Source organism: Enterobacteriaceae bacterium Kacie_13, assembly GCA_013457415.1.
Lineage (GTDB): Bacteria > Pseudomonadota > Gammaproteobacteria > Enterobacterales > Enterobacteriaceae > Rahnella.
In genome coordinates, this window is the sequence record CP045665.1 from 3947032 (window position 1) to 3962007 (window position 14976).

Genomic DNA, 14976 nt, shown 5'->3' on the forward strand with positions numbered 1-14976 from the left:
TCCACAACATCATTCCTTAATCAGCAGGGCTACGGCTTCGCAGGCAATACCTTCGCCACGGCCGGTGAAACCCAGCTGTTCAGTGGTGGTGGCTTTGACGTTGACGTCGTCCATATGGCACTGCAAATCTTCGGCCAGAAACACGCGCATCTGCGGAATGTGCGGCGCCATTTTCGGAGCCTGCGCGATGATAGTGATATCCAGATTGCCCAGCTTATAGCCTTTCGCACGGATGCGGCGGTACGCTTCGCGCAGCAATTCACGGCTGTCAGCACCTTTGTAAGCCGGGTCGGTGTCTGGGAAGAGTTTACCGATATCACCCAGCGCCGCAGCACCAAGCAGGGCATCCGTTGCCGCATGCAGCGCGACATCACCGTCTGAGTGTGCCAGCAAACCTTGCGAATAAGGAATACGCACACCGCCGATCACCAGCGGGCCTTCGCCGCCAAACTTATGTACGTCAAAACCGTGACCGATACGCATTATGCGTTCTCCTCGTGGGATATGCGGGTTAAATAGAATTCAGCCAGTGCCAGATCTTCTGGCCTGGTGACTTTAATATTATCGGCCCGCGCAGGGACCAGCACCGGATGATAGCCACAATATTCCATTGCAGAAGCTTCATCAGTGACCACAGTGCCATCACTAAGCGCACGGCGCAGGCAGATTTTCAGTAATTCGAGAGGGAAAAATTGGGGCGTCAGCGCGTGCCAGAGATCCTGTCGGTCGACCGTGTGCGCGATAGCCTGCACACCGGTTTCACCGCGTTTCATCGTGTCGCGAACCGGTGCGGCGAGGATCCCGCCGGTCTTACTGCTCGTTGAAATTGCCAGTAAATTTTTCAGATCATCAGGATGCAGACAAGGGCGCGCGGCATCATGTACCAGTACCCAGCCGCGTTCTCCGGCAGCTTCAAGACCCGCCATCACAGACTCTGCGCGCTCGCCGCCGCCGGTCACCACCTGAATGCGGGGATCCTGAGCTATTGGTAATGACGCGAACTGCGTGTCATGCGGGCTCAGAGCCACGATCACCTTAGTGACCTGGTCGTTGTGCAATAAAGCGCGGATCGAATGTTCTATCAACGTTTTACCGCCGATAGAAAGATACTGCTTAGGACATTCTGCCTGCATACGGCTGCCAATTCCGGCAGCGGGTAAAACGGCAATGACCTTTGGAAGGGAAACTGCGGTGTGGCTCATGGCTATGGGTTCGGATTATTTTGCGAAAGATTACTGCCCGGAGCACGTTTATTGTCTGGCACCAGACGATAGAAAGTCTCACCGGGTTTGATCATACCCAGCTCGTTGCGTGCGCGTTCTTCGATCGCTTCCTGACCGCCGTTTAAATCGTCGATTTCAGCGAATAATTGGTCGTTACGTGATTTCAGTTTGCCGTTGTTGACCTGCTGCACTTCAACGTCATCGTTCACACGTACGTAATCATGAATACCATTCTTGCCCAGCCACAGCGAATACTGTAACCAGCCAAGTAAAATCAGTAACAGCAGTGTTAGTTTGCCCATCCCCGCCCCCTAAAAAAGCCGGGCAATCATCCCACAACTTTCCTTCTGACTCCACTGTGGCAGGATAATTGCCGTTGAGATTCAGACTTACGCACGCAATTATGGGTGAGAATGACACAATGGGTTACATCGTGGAAAAGAATTGCCGGAAAAATCGCCAGTCAAAAGAGATAAAAAAGGATCCGTGCAGGATCCGATACAGCCCTTTGCTTCCCTCACCAGCCGGAGAGAAATGAGAAAACGGTCCAAAACATGCCGATGACGCAAACGCCTGTGGCGACCGGGGTTTTGAACCATCCCCCACGAAAAAGCATGCTAAAGGCAATACCGATAAGCACCGACACCGGCATCAGTGCCAGGAAGAAGGGCCAGGTATAGAGGAGAAAAAACAGGGTATTAGAGCCGTACACCCAAAAAGGGATCGCCAGCGCCAGCCAGTAACAGGCGAAACCTATAGATCCACCCAGCATGGAGTAGGACGGATCGTCGTTTTCTACGCTGTCTGTGTTGTGCGTTAACCGTTGCATCGGGGCGGGTTCCGCCCTTATGCGATCAAGACGGATCCGGCTGACCAGTCTGCTGAGTAAAGCCTGCATAGATGATCCCTGTGTTCAGTGTAAACCGGCACGCTCTGAAGGCGTTTGGCCGGCAACATTCAGGGATTGATAATACCGCGCCGGCGCATCTCATCTAATAATTGGGGAACCAAATGTGTTACCAATTGTTCCCCCTCAAGATGCACATCCGGCGTCTCTGGCGGCTGATATTCAGAGTCGATACCGGTAAAGTTTTTCAGTTCACCGGCGCGCGCTTTTTTGTACAAACCTTTCGGATCGCGCGCTTCGCAAACCGCCAGCGGCGTGTCCACGAACACTTCAATAAACTGCCCGTCTTCCAGCAACTCTCGCACCATGTCACGCTCGGCCCGGTGCGGTGAGATAAAGGCGGTCAGCACCACCTGCCCGGCATCCACCATCAGTTTGGCGACTTCGCCGACGCGGCGTATGTTTTCACGACGATCATCATCGGTAAAACCCAGATCGCGGCAAAGCCCGTGGCGGACGTTATCACCGTCGAGCAAATACGTGCTGACCCCCAGAGCGTAAAGCGCCTGCTCCAGCGCACCGGCGACGGTGGATTTTCCCGAGCCGGAAAGCCCGGTAAACCACAGCACCGCACCGCGATGACCGTGCTTTTTCTCACGGTCCGCACGCGTGATGGCATGCGGATGCCAGACGACGTTCTCATCTTTCAATAAAAAGTCATTTTTCAACAACTGCGGATCCTGAGACGTCATCTTATTTACCACCGAGCAGATCGCGTGCGCCCCAATGCGGGAAGTGACGGCGAACCAGGCTGTTCAGCTCCAGCTCAAAGGCGCTGTATTGGTCAGATTCTTCATAAACCTGCTCCAGTGCTTCGCGCACCAGACCGGCACCGACAGTAACGTTAGTAAGACGATCAATAAAGATCATGCCACCGGTAACCGCGTTGCTCTGGTAGTTATCCAGCACCAGCGGTTCGTCAAAGGTCAGTTCGACCAGACCGATGCCGTTAAGAGGCAAGTTCTCAACCACGCGCTGTGTCAGGGAATTGATCTCCACCTGATACTCGATGTTCTCTACGCGGGCACGGGCTTTCTTGCCTCCAACTTTAATGTCGTAGCTCTGGCCCACACTCAGCGGTTGCTCCGCCATCCACACCACGTCGACTTTGGCATTCTGCACCGGTTTCACAGTTTCATTCGCATCCACCAGCGTATCGCCCCGGCTGATATCGCGCTCATCTGTCAGAACCAGTGTAATAGCTTCGCCCGCCCAGGCTTCCTGCAAATCACCATCGAAGGTCACAATGCGTGCGACAGTGGATTCGACGCCTGAAGGCAGCACTTTCACTTTCTGGCCGACGCGTATTGAACCTGACGCCAGCGTACCGGCATAGCCGCGGAAATCGAGGTTAGGACGGTTCACGTACTGCACCGGGAAACGCATCGGCTGCTGTTCGCGAATATTGATGATGTTGACGGTTTCCAGCACGTCGAGCAAGGTCGGACCGGTGTACCAGTTCATTTTCTCGCTTGGTGTGGCAACGTTGTCACCTTCCAGTGCGGAAAGCGGCACAAACTTAATGTCCAGATCGGTCGGCAGCTGCTGCGCGAAATCCAGATAATCTTGTTTGAACTGTTCGAACACGGTTTCGCTGTATTCCACCAGGTCCATTTTATTCACGGCAACCACCAGATGGCGGATCCCGAGCAGCGTGGCGATGAAGCTGTGACGGCGGGTCTGATCCAGCACGCCTTTACGTGCGTCGATCAGCAGGATCGCCAGATCGCAGGTCGAGGCGCCGGTCGCCATATTGCGGGTATACTGCTCGTGCCCCGGCGTATCGGCGATGATGAACTTACGCTTCTCGGTAGAGAAATAGCGGTAAGCCACGTCGATAGTGATGCCCTGCTCGCGCTCAGCCTGTAAGCCATCCACCAGCAACGCCAGATCAATTTTCTCGCCCTGCGTGCCATGACGCTTGCTGTCGTTATGCAGTGAAGACAGCTGATCTTCGTAGATCTGACGCGTATCGTGCAACAGGCGGCCAATCAGCGTACTTTTACCGTCATCGACGCTGCCGCAGGTCAGGAAGCGCAGCAAGCTTTTGTGTTGCTGGGCGTGCAGGTAAGCTTCGACGCCGCCCTGCTCCGCGATTTGTTGTGCAATTGCGTTATTCATTAGCTGCGGCTCCTCAGAAGTACCCTTGACGCTTTTTCATTTCCATCGAACCGGCCTGATCACGATCGATCGCGCGCCCTTGTCGTTCACTGGTGGTCGAGACCAGCATCTCTTCGATGATCTCCGGTAGCGACTGCGCTTCGGATTCAACGGCACCGGTCAGCGGCCAGCAGCCCAAGGTGCGGAAACGCACCATTTTCTTCTCAATAACTTCACCAGGCTGCAAATCAATGCGGTCGTCATCGACCATCAGCAGCATGCCGTCGCGTTCCAGCACCGGACGCGGCGCAGCCAGATACAGCGGAACGATTTCGATATTTTCCAGATAGATGTACTGCCAGATATCCAGCTCAGTCCAGTTGGAGAGCGGGAATACGCGGATACTTTCACCTTTGTTTATCTGGCCGTTGTAGTTGTGCCACAGTTCCGGGCGCTGGTTTTTCGGATCCCAGCGGTGGAAACGGTCGCGGAACGAATAAATACGTTCTTTAGCGCGGGATTTCTCTTCGTCACGGCGTGCGCCGCCAAAGGCTGCATCAAAACCGTGTTTACTCAGCGCCTGTTTCAGACCTTCGGTTTTCATGATATCGGTGTGTTTGGCGCTGCCGTGGACGAACGGATTAATACCCATCGCCACGCCTTCCGGGTTTTTATGCACAATCAGTTCGAAACCATAGTTCTTCGCCGTACGGTCGCGGAACTCATACATTTCACGGAATTTCCAGCCGGTATCCACGTGCAGCAGCGGGAAAGGCAGCGTGCCTGGGAAGAAAGCTTTGCGTGCCAGATGCAGCATGACAGAGGAATCTTTCCCGATGGAGTACATCATCACCGGGTTGGCGAATTCAGCAGCCACTTCACGGATGATATGGATACTCTCCGCCTCCAGTTGCCGCAAATGAGTCAGTCGTTTTTCGTCCATAACAGATCCTTTAAGCCAAATTCACAACCGACGGGCGTTGTGTACCGTCAGTCTCAGGATGATGCCCAAACCACGCCAGTTGCTGGTGAAGTGTTACCACCTCACCAATCACCAGCAACGCCGGCGTCGGCGCCTGTTGAGCCAGATGTTCAAGATTATCGAGCGTACCGGTCAGCACCTGCTGATCCGCACGCGTTCCCCGGCCAATCACGGCAACGGGTGTGTGCGCTGCACGACCATGAGCAATCAGTTGCTGGCTGATTTCAGCTGCTTTAAGAGTGCCCATGTAAATCGCTAGTGTCTGCTTGCCTTTCGCCAGCGTTTCCCACTGGATGCCGTTATCTTCCGGCTTACAATGGCCGGTCACGAACACTACGCTCTGCGCGTGATCGCGGTGAGTCAGGGGAATACCGGCATAAGCGGTAGCACCTGCCGCCGCAGTGACGCCGGGGACAACCTGAAAAGGAATGCCCGCCGCCTGCACGGCCTGTAACTCTTCGCCGCCACGACCGAAAATAAACGGATCGCCGCCTTTCAGCCGCACGACCTTTTTCCCCTGCAAGGCCAGTTCGACCAGCAGGCGGTTGGTTTCTTCCTGCGCGACGGAATGACTGCCCGCACGTTTGCCGACGCAAATCTTATCGGCGTCACGACGCACCAGATCTAAAACCTCGTCGCTGACCAGATAGTCATAAAGCACCACGTCGGCCTGCTGCATAACCTGCAGTCCACGTAAGGTGAGTAATCCTGCATCACCCGGCCCTGCGCCGACCAGCGTGACATTGCCGCTATGCGAGATGTCTTCCGCGTTTTCTAACTGCTGTTGCAGTGCCTTTTCTGCTTCTGCGAGCTTTCCCGCAGAAGCGAGGCTGGCGAAGCGTCCGGCAAAAGCCTGTTCCCAGAAACGGCGGCGGGCACGCATCGAGGTGAACTGCGTTTTAACACTCTCACGCCAGCGTCCGGCGATATCGGCCATCTGTCCGAGACTTGTAGGCAGCAAGGTTTCCAGCTTCTCACGCAGCATACGCGCCAGCACCGGGGCTTTGCCGCTGGAGGAGATCGCCACCACAATCGGCGAACGATCGACTATCGAAGGGAAAATAAAGGAACATTTCGGCTGATCGTCGACCACGTTAGCCATAATGAAGCGCTGATTGGCCTGCTCGAACACTTCCGCATTCAGCGCCGCGTCGTCGGTGGCCGCAATCACCAGAAACACATCATCGAGCTGTTCCGGCAGAAAAGCCTGCGCCAGCCAGCTGACTTCAGCGGCCTGTTTGCGTTGCTCCAGCTCGGGGGAAAGTGCCTGCGCGACTATCCGAACTTGCGCGCCCGCTCGCAGGAGAAGATCTATTTTGCGAGCAGCGACTTCGCCACCACCGACAACCAGCACCGGGCGTTGTTTGAGGTCGGCAAATATTGGTAGATAGTCCACAAAAGCCTTAACTGATAACCAGAATGAATATCCCGACTATACGTGCAGGCAATAATTGATCTGAAATGACGAAAAGGAATGAATAGTTACTAAATGGAATATAGAGCGCCAGTCGGGACTCAGCCTCAGGGGAATGTTAACTGCCTGAATATTTTTCATGACCTTGCCGCGTTTATCAGCCCGCGACAAAAAGAGCGATTTCAGATTTGGGAAATTGTCTATTGGCTCACACAATCGCATACTATCAGCCCTGTAAGACCGCCCTGCGCGGCCTGCTGCTTTGATTGCCTTCCGGTCACCCTGACCTACTGACAAGGATTTTTGGCTATGTTTTCTTTTTTACGCATGAAGCGGACGCTGCTGGCTTTTAGCCTGGGCTGCGCCGGGATAACTCATGCGCTGGCGGCCACTTCGCCGCTTCCTCCGATGGGCGAAATCGCCAGTCAACAAATTCGCCATATCGCCACCTATTTTCCGGGGCGGATGGCAGGCAGTCCGGCGGAATTGATCGCCGCCGAGTACCTTAATCAGCAATTCAATAAATTCGGCTATCAGAGCAATCTGCGCGGTTTCGATACCCGTTACCTGTATACCAGCAACGACGGCAAAAAAGACTGGCACAATATTCACGCCACCTCAGTCATCGCCGCCCGCGCCGGTGAAGTGCCGCAGCAAATCATTGTGATGGCACATTTTGATACGTACGTTCCGCAAAGCGATGCCGACACTAACCATAATCTCGGTGGTCTGACGTTACAGGGCGTGGACGATAATGCCTCCGGCATTGGCGTAATGATGGAACTTGCCGAGCGAATGCAGGCGATCCCGACGCATTACAGCCTGCGTTTTGTCGCACTAAGTGCGGAAGAAACCGGCGCGAAAGGAGCTGAAGATTTCATTAAGCGTATGAGTGCCGAAGAGAAGAAAAATACGCTACTGGTGATCAATCTCGATTCTCTCATCACCGGGGATAAACTGTATTTCAACAGCGGCGTGAATACTTCAGCGGCGGTCGCCAAACTGACCCGCGTGCGCGCCATTAATATTGCACACAGTCTTGGTATTCCGGCGGAAAGCCATGCTGGCGCACATTGCTGCGACGGTTTGCAGGCACTGGACGGCGCACATCTGCCGTTGCTAAATGTCACAGCCACCAATTATGCGCTGGGCAAGAAGGACGGTATGCAACAACGAGCGATCAGCAGCCACTTCCCGCTGGGCACCGCGCGTTATCAGAGCCAGTTCGATAATCTGCAATATCTCGACAGCGTACTGCCGGGGCGAATTGATAAACGCGCCAGGGACAGTGTGAAAGTGCTGTTCCCGCTGCTGAAAGGGCTGGCGAAACCTGCCAAACACGTCTGAAGTAAGCAGGCACAAAAGACAACGGACGCTTTTAAGCGTCCGTTGTCTTATCGAAGATTGTGCGAACCATCACTCATGTAAGCCGCATTCGCGCTTCAACCCAAAGAAGCGCGTGTCCTCTTCTTTCATTCCTTCTTCCCACTTTTTAGTGGTGTGCGTATCGCCGACGGAAAGATAGCCCTGATCCCAGAGCGGGTGGTAGCTCAGGCCGTTGTCTTTGAGATACTGGAAGATCTGACGGTTATCCCAGTCGATGATCGGCAGGATCTTAAACACGCCGCGTTGTACCGCCAGCACCGGTAAATGTGCGCGGCTGCCGGATTGCTCACGGCGCAGACCGGCGAACCAGGTCTGCACGCCGAGTTGTTGGAGAGCACGGTTCATCGGCTCAACTTTGTTGATCTGATTGTACTGTTCGATCCCTTCAACGCCCTGCTCCCACAGTTTGCCGTAACGCGCTTCCTGCCATGCGGGCGACTGCCGGGCGCGAAACACCTGCAGGTTGAGATTCAGCTGTTCGGTTAACGTATCAATAAACTGATAGGTTTCTGGAAAGAGATAACCGGTGTCGGTGAGGATCACCGGAATATCGGATTTCTGCTGAGTGACCAGGTGCAGACAGACCGCCGCCTGAATGCCGAAACTGGAGGACAGTGCGAATTCGCCAGGCATATTTTCCAGCGCCCACTGCACCCGCTCCTGTGCCGACAGCTTTTCGAGGCTGGCGTTAATTTCCGCCAGCGCCATAGACTGCCCGGATTTCGGTAACTCATTCAATTCAGCCAGACTGAGTAAACTCATAGCGTCTCCGATAACTCGTCGCTCTTAATCGTAAAAATCACGTGCCGGATCAAGCACCGGCCTGATGATGCCTGCGCGGATCACGAAGTCGCCGAAGCCTTCATTCGTTTCGCGCTCTTTTGCCCAGCGGCCGACCAGTTCGTCGATAATGCCGAGGATTTCTGTATCTGAAATATTCTCTCGGTACATGCGAGGAATACGCGTTCCGGCACGGTTGCCGCCAAGATGCAGGTTATAGCGATTCATCGCTTTGCCGACTAAACCGATTTCCGCCAGCAGCGCCCGTCCGCAACCGTTCGGGCAACCGGTCACGCGCAGAACGATATGCTCATCGCCTACGCCATGGCTGTGCATAATACCTTCAACTTTGGTCACAAACTCCGGCAGGAAACGTTCAGCTTCGGCCATCGCCAGCGGACAGGTCGGATAGGACACACAGGCCATCGAGTTTTTACGCTGCTCGGTGATCCCGTCGTCGATCAAACCGTGATTACGCGCCAGCGTTTCGATCGCGTCTTTATCTTTCTCCGCGACGCCTGCGACAATCAAATTCTGATTCGCAGTAAGCCTGAAATCCCCTTTATGGATCTTAGCAATTTCTGCCAGACCGGTTTTCAGCGGCTTACCCGGATAATCCAAAATACGGCCATTTTCGATAAACAGTGTCAGGTGCCATTGATTGTCGATGCCTTTAACCCAGCCGATGCGGTCGCCGCGGCCGGTGAATTCATAAGGGCGAACTTCCGCAAACTGGATGCCCGCACGCTTTTCGACTTCGGCTTTAAAGACCGGCACACCGACGCGCTCAAGCGTATATTTGGTTTTGGCATTTTTACGGTTGGTACGGTTGCCCCAGTCGCGCTGCGTGGTAACTACGGCTTCGGCCACAGCCAGGGTATTTTCCAGCGGAATAAAACCCAGTTCGCTCGCGGTGCGGGCATAAGTGGCTTTGTCACCGTGCGCGATAGACAAACCACCGCCGACCAGCACATTGAAGCCGATCAACTTGCCGTTATCAGCGATAGCGACAAAGTTCAGATCGTTAGCGTGAAGATCCACGTCGTTTTGCGGTGGGATAACTACAGTAGTTTTGAATTTACGCGGCAGATAGGTGGCGCCCAGAATCGGTTCTTCGTCGGTAGTTTCGACTTTTTCCTGATCCAGCCACACCTCGGCGTAGGCACGGGTGCGCGGCAGCAGATGCTCGGAGAGTTTTTTCGCCCATTCGTAGGCCTCACGATGCAGCTCAGACTCTACGGGATTCGACGTACACAAGACATTACGGTTCACGTCATTGGCGGTTGCCAGCGCGTCCAGCCCCAGTTTATTGAGCAACTGATGCACCGGTTTAACGTTCGGTTTCAGAATGCCGTGGAACTGGAATGTCTGACGGTTGGTAATTCGGATACTGCCGTAGATCGTGCTGTCATCAGCAAATTTGTCGATACCCAGCCATTGGGCGGGCGTCATCACACCGCCCGGCAAGCGGCAGCGCAGCATCATGGCGTGGCGCGGTTCGAGCTTTTGCTCGGCGCGTTCGGCGCGAATGTCACGGTCATCCTGCTGATACATACCGTGGAAACGGATCAACAGGAAGTTGTCACCGTTGAACCCGCCGGTCAGGCCATCTTTTAAATCTTCGGCAATCGTCCCGCGCAGGAAATTGCTCTCCTTTTTCAGACGCTCAGCGTCGGCCAGCGGGGCATCGACGATCAAAGGGCCAGGGCCGGGATTCTGTTCGCTCCACAATTTATTGCTCATAAGGTTTTCGCTCATTGCTCAAATTCGTTAATAAACGTCACGCTGATAGCGGCGATCCAGACGTAATTCACTTAAATATTCGTCGGCCGTTTCCAGATCCATCACACCATTTTCGGCGATGATTTCCAGTAACGCCTGCTCTACGTCTTTCGCCATACGGTTGGCGTCGCCGCAAACATACACATGCGCACCTTCCTGCAACCATTGCCAGACTTCCGCGCCTTTCTCACGCAGTTTGTCCTGCACGTAAACTTTTTCAGCCTGATCGCGTGACCACGCCAGATCGATATTCGTCAGCAGGCCGTCTTTCACGTAGCGCTGCCATTCCACCTGATAGAGGAAATCGTCGGTAAAGTGCGGATTACCAAAGAACAGCCAGTTTTTACCGGTTGCGCCGTCGTTATCACGCTGCTGAATAAAGGCGCGGAACGGCGCAATGCCGGTGCCGGGACCAATCATAATGACCGGCGCTTCCGGGTTAGCTGGCAGGCGGAAGTTATCGTTGTGCTCAATGAAGACTTTCACTTCGCCGTCTTCTTCCAGACGATCCGCCAGATATCCGGATGCTCCGCCAGTGCGCGGGCGGCCATCAATGTCGTAACGCACCACGCCAACGGTGATGTGAACTTCAGATTCTGTTTCGGCCTGCGAAGAGGCAATGGAGTAGAGGCGCGGCGTCAGCGGACGCAGTAAATCCACCAGTTGCTGAGCATCCAGTTCGGTCGGCGCACGGCGCACCATGTCAACGAACGGTACGGTCTGCGCGTACTGCTGGAGCGCGGTTTTATCCGCCAGCAGCCCGGTGAGATGTTCGTCCCGGCATAGCCCGGCGTATTTTTCAATAATTGGCGTGGTATTTTGTGTCAGTTCGATGTGATGCTGCAATGCCTCGGAAAGCGACAGCGACTTGCCATTCACCTCAACGGTTTCATCACCTTTGAGCCACAACAGTTCGACCACTTCCTGCACCAGCTGCGGGTCGTTTTCAAACCAGACGCCCAGCGCATCGCCCGGCTGATAACGCAGGCCGGAGTCGCCAAGATCAATTTCCAGATGACGCACGTCTTTATCAGAATCGCGGCCAGTAATTTTCTGGTTTACCGCAAGCGTTGCAGTCAGCGGCAACTCTTTGGTATACGGGCTGCTGTCGACCTGATTCACACTGCCCGCCAGCGTCGGTACTGCTTGCCCGGAGGTATCGGCCGGCACGCGCTGTTTCAGCACCTCGACAATACGTTTGCGCCACTCTTGCGCCACGTCTTTGTATTCAACGTCCGCATCCACACGGTCTGACAGGCGTTGTGCACCCAACTCGCCAAGGCGGGTATCAAAGTCCTTACCGGCCTGACAGAAGAATTCGTAAGAGGTATCGCCGAGCGCAAACACCGCAAACGCGGTGTCTTTCATCTGTGGGGCCTTCTTGGATTGCAGGAATTTGTGCAGCGCGACAGCTTCTTCCGCCTGCTCACCCTCGCCCTGCGTCGAAGCCACGATCAGCAGCAGCTTTTCCTGACCAATTTGTTTGAATTTGTAGTCTCCGGCGTTAACCAGATTGACGTTCAGTTTCGCGGCGATGAGATCATCACGCAGCTGCTCAGCTACGCGGCGGGCGTTGCCGGTTTGGGAGGCGGAAATCAGCGTAATGGACGCCGCAGCCGGTGCGGCTACCGGAGCAGCAACAGCGCCGGGTTGCTGATTAACCATCCCCCAGAAATACCCTGAAAGCCAGGCCATCTGAGTCGGTGAATAATCACCAATCGCCGATTGAAGGCGGGCCATTTGCTCGGGGGTTAGCGGGAGCAGTGAAATTGGAGGAGCCTGAGTCGTCATCGCGGTACGAATTCCCTTATGCAGAAGCCAGTCATCAATCCGGCCTTTTACGCATTTTGCGCCCTTTGCGGTTAAACGAGCGCGCAGGAAAGACCTTTATGGTTTGTAAGGTTAACGAGGCCGATGATAACAATTAAAGAAGTGATGGAAATAATAAATAACCAAAAGAACTAAGAGGATTTAGAGGTAACATTTACCGGAAATACTGGTAAGCAAAGTTTTTTATCGCACTGAAATCGCTAAAAAATTTGCCCTGCCGTTTTCGGGTAGAACGCAAAGTGCCGGATAGATAAAGAAAAACCCCGCCGCAGCGGGGTGATGAAATTTTCTCATTATCAAGCGTCAGAGATGGAACGCGTTGTGTTGCTCAAACCAGGCAAATTGTCCGGCGGCAAACACCGACATCTTGCTGCCACTATGGCCGACGTCCGAAAGATCGATAAAGTGCCAGTTGAACGGTGTGTTGTTCTGCTCGGCGCGCTGCTGCGACGTGGCGAAATAGTTTTCGGCACGATCCAGCCGGTTAGTTCCCTGCGCCATCGCCTGTTTGGATTTTCGCAGTAAATGGTTTTCGGGGTCATCGTCTTCGGCACCGACTGCAATCAGCACCGGCTTGGCAAAGTAATCATTCAGCTGCTGCTGGCTGACCGCCACCGGCGCTTCCCGCAGGCCGTAGGGCCAGCGTTGATCGGTATCAGGCAAAGTCCACCATCCTGCCGCTGCGCATACCGCTGCTTTGACATTCGGTTGCGGCAACAGCGTCAGCATACGGTGGACGAACTGGCAGCCAGCACTGTTCCCAAACAAATAATATTGCTTCTGAGTGGTCACGCCCTGCTTTTGCAGCGTGGTAAAAATGCTGTCGACAAGGGTGAACGCCCACTGGGATTTCGGCTGGCGATGGTGAGTTTTAGTATCCATCAGATTGCCGAGGTTATAACCCGCGGCGCCGGGAAAATCTTGTTCGCTGAAATGTGGCACCAGAACACGTAAATGATACTGATCGGCGACGGTCATCCAGTCGTTACGGTACGTCGAGGCATTGCGGTCGACGCCAGTCATGACCATTACCACTGGCGTAGTGTCATCAGCATCGGCAGGCTGATAGGTGAAAACGTCCAGCGTCTTCTTGCTCTGCGCGATCGGAATATGTATCACACCGGCACCCGGCGGGAAGGTCACGGGCAACTTTGCGGCCACCGGCACTTTCGCCTCAGAATGCGCCGTTTTCGCTACGGCGGGCGCGGGAGTCTGAACCGTCGGTGCGGTTTCAGCATACGCGCCAGCTGAGAAAATCAGCGTCAATACGGCGCAACGCAGCACAGTAATCATTCACTATCTCAACAGGTTAGTTTCTTCCTGCCCACTGTATGCCAGCAATGCAGGCAGTGTAAAGGCAGTAAAAGTCAGGATTTGGTGAAGAAAAGCGCAGTGAAGTCATGGCACGCAGGCCGGTATTCCGGTACTATGCCGCGTTTTTTCGAGCAACGAGAGCGCCCCATGACCACCACATTATTTAAAGATTTTCAGTTCGAAGCCGCCCATCATTTACCGCATGTGCCCGCTGGCCATAAATGCGGACGGTTGCACGGCCACTCTTTCACCGTGCGTATCGAAATTACCGGTGAAGTGGATCCGCATACCGGCTGGGTGATGGATTTCGCCGATCTGAAAGCAGCGTTCAATCCGACACTGGATCGTCTCGATCATTATAATTTGAACGATATTCCCGGGTTAGAAAACCCGACCAGCGAAGTTCTGGCCGAGTGGATTTGGAATGAGATGAAGCCGAAGTTACCTTTGCTTTCCGCCGTGCGTGTGAAAGAAACCTGCACAGCGGGTTGCGTATATAAAGGCTAGTTCAGGATACCCAAAATCATTCGCGCTGTTTTAAGCGATGTTCAGGTATTTGTGTGTCTGCATTGATAGCCGCCAGTTCCTTGCAATGCAGGTCGCAATGCAAAGTTTGGTGGCTTCTTCTTTTTGACTGATAGGTTGCAGGGCGATAATACGCGCTTTACTGTCAGTCAGTGTTTCCAGCAAAACATCCAGTGCGTCGATATCACGCTGACGCGCCACCGGATGTTTCACTTCATCAGCACGTTTCAGCGCCTGCGGCAGAATGTCATAGCCACCGCGCATATTCACTTTTGGCGACACGGTCACCCAGGTATTTACCGAGCAGCGCACTTCGTGTGTTCCGCTGGTTTCTATCTGGCAACTGAACCCGTTTTTTTCCAGCAGCATGGTCAGCGGCATCAGATCGTAAATACACGGTTCACCACCGGTGATGACGATATGACGCGCGGTGTACCCATGCTGCACGATGATTTCCAGTAACTGCTCGGAGGTCGCGTTACCCCAGGCATCACTTTCTTCGGTTTTGACCAGAATGCGCTGCATATCGACTTCCCGATCGGCAATTTTATCCCAGGTGTGTTTGGTGTCGCACCAGCTGCAACCCACCGGACAGCCTTGCAGGCGCACAAAAATCGCCGGCACGCCGGTAAAATAACCTTCCCCTTGCAGGGTTTCGAACATCTCATTAATCGGGTACTGCATCGTTTTCTCAGTCATCTCTAAAAAGTCAGCGCGCATTATCGCAGATCAC

The 14976-nt window shown here is 54.2% G+C and carries 15 protein-coding genes; 2 read left to right on the forward strand and 13 right to left on the reverse strand.

Features of this window, described 5'->3' with window-relative positions; genetic code table 11:
* Positions 1-9 precede the first annotated feature (9 nt).
* From ispF to cobA, 8 genes are all read right to left on the reverse strand, one after another.
* Positions 10-483, reverse strand: coding sequence for a 2-C-methyl-D-erythritol 2,4-cyclodiphosphate synthase (ispF, locus tag GE278_18065; protein ID QLK62547.1), 474 nt, complete (start codon positions 481-483; stop codon positions 10-12).
* Positions 483-1202: a 2-C-methyl-D-erythritol 4-phosphate cytidylyltransferase gene (gene ispD / locus GE278_18070; GenBank protein QLK62548.1), complete on the reverse strand. Its 720-nt coding sequence runs from the start codon at positions 1200-1202 to the stop codon at positions 483-485. The genes ispF and ispD overlap by 1 nt, the downstream gene beginning before the upstream one ends.
* A gap of 2 nt (positions 1203-1204) precedes the next feature.
* Complete coding sequence (gene ftsB, locus GE278_18075) at positions 1205-1525, reverse strand: cell division protein FtsB (GenBank protein ID QLK62549.1); 321 nt, start codon at positions 1523-1525, stop codon at positions 1205-1207.
* Between the two features lie 215 nt (positions 1526-1740).
* Positions 1741-2121 carry a DUF3561 family protein gene (locus GE278_18080; protein QLK62550.1) on the reverse strand — a complete coding sequence of 127 codons (381 nt, stop codon included), beginning with the start codon at positions 2119-2121 and terminating at the stop codon, positions 1741-1743.
* Between the two features lie 59 nt (positions 2122-2180).
* Positions 2181-2822 carry an adenylyl-sulfate kinase gene (gene cysC / locus GE278_18085; protein QLK62551.1) on the reverse strand — a complete coding sequence of 214 codons (642 nt, stop codon included), beginning with the start codon at positions 2820-2822 and terminating at the stop codon, positions 2181-2183.
* 1 nt (position 2823) lies between these two features.
* Complete coding sequence (gene cysN, locus GE278_18090) at positions 2824-4251, reverse strand: sulfate adenylyltransferase subunit CysN (GenBank protein QLK62552.1); 1428 nt, start codon at positions 4249-4251, stop codon at positions 2824-2826.
* 13 nt (positions 4252-4264) lie between these two features.
* Positions 4265-5173, reverse strand: coding sequence for a sulfate adenylyltransferase subunit CysD (gene cysD, locus GE278_18095; GenBank protein QLK62553.1), 909 nt, complete (start codon positions 5171-5173; stop codon positions 4265-4267).
* 10 nt (positions 5174-5183) lie between these two features.
* Entirely contained in the window at positions 5184-6608 is a 1425-nt protein-coding gene (gene cobA, locus GE278_18100; protein QLK62554.1) for a uroporphyrinogen-III C-methyltransferase, read from the reverse strand.
* Between the two features lie 327 nt (positions 6609-6935).
* Between cobA and GE278_18105 the strand changes: the two genes are divergently transcribed.
* Positions 6936-7973, forward strand: a complete 1038-nt coding sequence (locus tag GE278_18105) for an aminopeptidase (protein QLK62555.1) — start codon at positions 6936-6938, stop codon at positions 7971-7973.
* 69 nt (positions 7974-8042) lie between these two features.
* Here the strand turns inward: GE278_18105 and GE278_18110 are convergent, their stop codons facing one another.
* The 4 genes from GE278_18110 to GE278_18125 form a co-directional block, all read right to left on the reverse strand.
* Positions 8043-8774 (reverse strand): phosphoadenylyl-sulfate reductase, encoded by a 732-nt coding sequence (locus tag GE278_18110; protein ID QLK62556.1) that lies wholly within the window; start codon positions 8772-8774, stop codon positions 8043-8045.
* Positions 8775-8798: 24 nt separating this feature from the next.
* On the reverse strand, positions 8799-10535 hold the full coding sequence (gene cysI, locus GE278_18115) for an assimilatory sulfite reductase (NADPH) hemoprotein subunit (GenBank protein QLK62557.1): 1737 nt from the start codon (positions 10533-10535) through the stop codon (positions 8799-8801).
* A 27-nt stretch (positions 10536-10562) separates the two neighbouring features.
* The gene (gene cysJ, locus GE278_18120; protein QLK62558.1) at positions 10563-12365 is read right to left on the reverse strand and encodes an NADPH-dependent assimilatory sulfite reductase flavoprotein subunit; all 1803 of its coding nucleotides are present in this window, start codon (positions 12363-12365) and stop codon (positions 10563-10565) included.
* 342 nt (positions 12366-12707) lie between these two features.
* Positions 12708-13697 (reverse strand): hypothetical protein, encoded by a 990-nt coding sequence (locus tag GE278_18125; GenBank protein ID QLK62559.1) that lies wholly within the window; start codon positions 13695-13697, stop codon positions 12708-12710.
* A 168-nt stretch (positions 13698-13865) separates the two neighbouring features.
* On the opposite strand from GE278_18125, the gene queD reads away from it, so the two are divergent.
* Positions 13866-14225: a 6-carboxytetrahydropterin synthase QueD gene (queD, locus tag GE278_18130; GenBank protein ID QLK62560.1), complete on the forward strand. Its 360-nt coding sequence runs from the start codon at positions 13866-13868 to the stop codon at positions 14223-14225.
* Between the two features lie 30 nt (positions 14226-14255).
* Here the strand turns inward: queD and queE are convergent, their stop codons facing one another.
* Entirely contained in the window at positions 14256-14927 is a 672-nt protein-coding gene (queE, locus tag GE278_18135; protein QLK63337.1) for a 7-carboxy-7-deazaguanine synthase QueE, read from the reverse strand.
* Positions 14928-14976: the final 49 nt, after the last annotated feature.

Excerpts from the sequence above, each read along its gene's own strand:
- ispF (QLK62547.1), bottom strand. The coding sequence starts at position 483 with ATGCGTATCGGTCACGGTTTTGACGTACATAAGTTTGGCGGCGAAGGC.
- ispD (QLK62548.1), bottom strand. The coding sequence starts at position 1,202 with ATGAGCCACACCGCAGTTTCCCTTCCAAAGGTCATTGCCGTTTTACCC.
- ftsB (QLK62549.1), bottom strand. The coding sequence starts at position 1,525 with ATGGGCAAACTAACACTGCTGTTACTGATTTTACTTGGCTGGTTACAG.
- GE278_18080 (QLK62550.1), bottom strand. The coding sequence starts at position 2,121 with ATGCAGGCTTTACTCAGCAGACTGGTCAGCCGGATCCGTCTTGATCGC.
- cysC (QLK62551.1), bottom strand. The coding sequence starts at position 2,822 with ATGACGTCTCAGGATCCGCAGTTGTTGAAAAATGACTTTTTATTGAAA.
- cysN (QLK62552.1), bottom strand. The coding sequence starts at position 4,251 with ATGAATAACGCAATTGCACAACAAATCGCGGAGCAGGGCGGCGTCGAA.
- cysD (QLK62553.1), bottom strand. The coding sequence starts at position 5,173 with ATGGACGAAAAACGACTGACTCATTTGCGGCAACTGGAGGCGGAGAGT.
- GE278_18105 (QLK62555.1), top strand. The coding sequence starts at position 6,936 with ATGTTTTCTTTTTTACGCATGAAGCGGACGCTGCTGGCTTTTAGCCTG.
- GE278_18110 (QLK62556.1), bottom strand. The coding sequence starts at position 8,774 with ATGAGTTTACTCAGTCTGGCTGAATTGAATGAGTTACCGAAATCCGGG.
- cysI (QLK62557.1), bottom strand. The coding sequence starts at position 10,535 with ATGAGCAATAAATTGTGGAGCGAACAGAATCCCGGCCCTGGCCCTTTG.
- cysJ (QLK62558.1), bottom strand. The coding sequence starts at position 12,365 with ATGACGACTCAGGCTCCTCCAATTTCACTGCTCCCGCTAACCCCCGAG.
- GE278_18125 (QLK62559.1), bottom strand. The coding sequence starts at position 13,697 with ATGATTACTGTGCTGCGTTGCGCCGTATTGACGCTGATTTTCTCAGCT.
- queD (QLK62560.1), top strand. The coding sequence starts at position 13,866 with ATGACCACCACATTATTTAAAGATTTTCAGTTCGAAGCCGCCCATCAT.
- queE (QLK63337.1), bottom strand. The coding sequence starts at position 14,927 with ATGCAGTACCCGATTAATGAGATGTTCGAAACCCTGCAAGGGGAAGGT.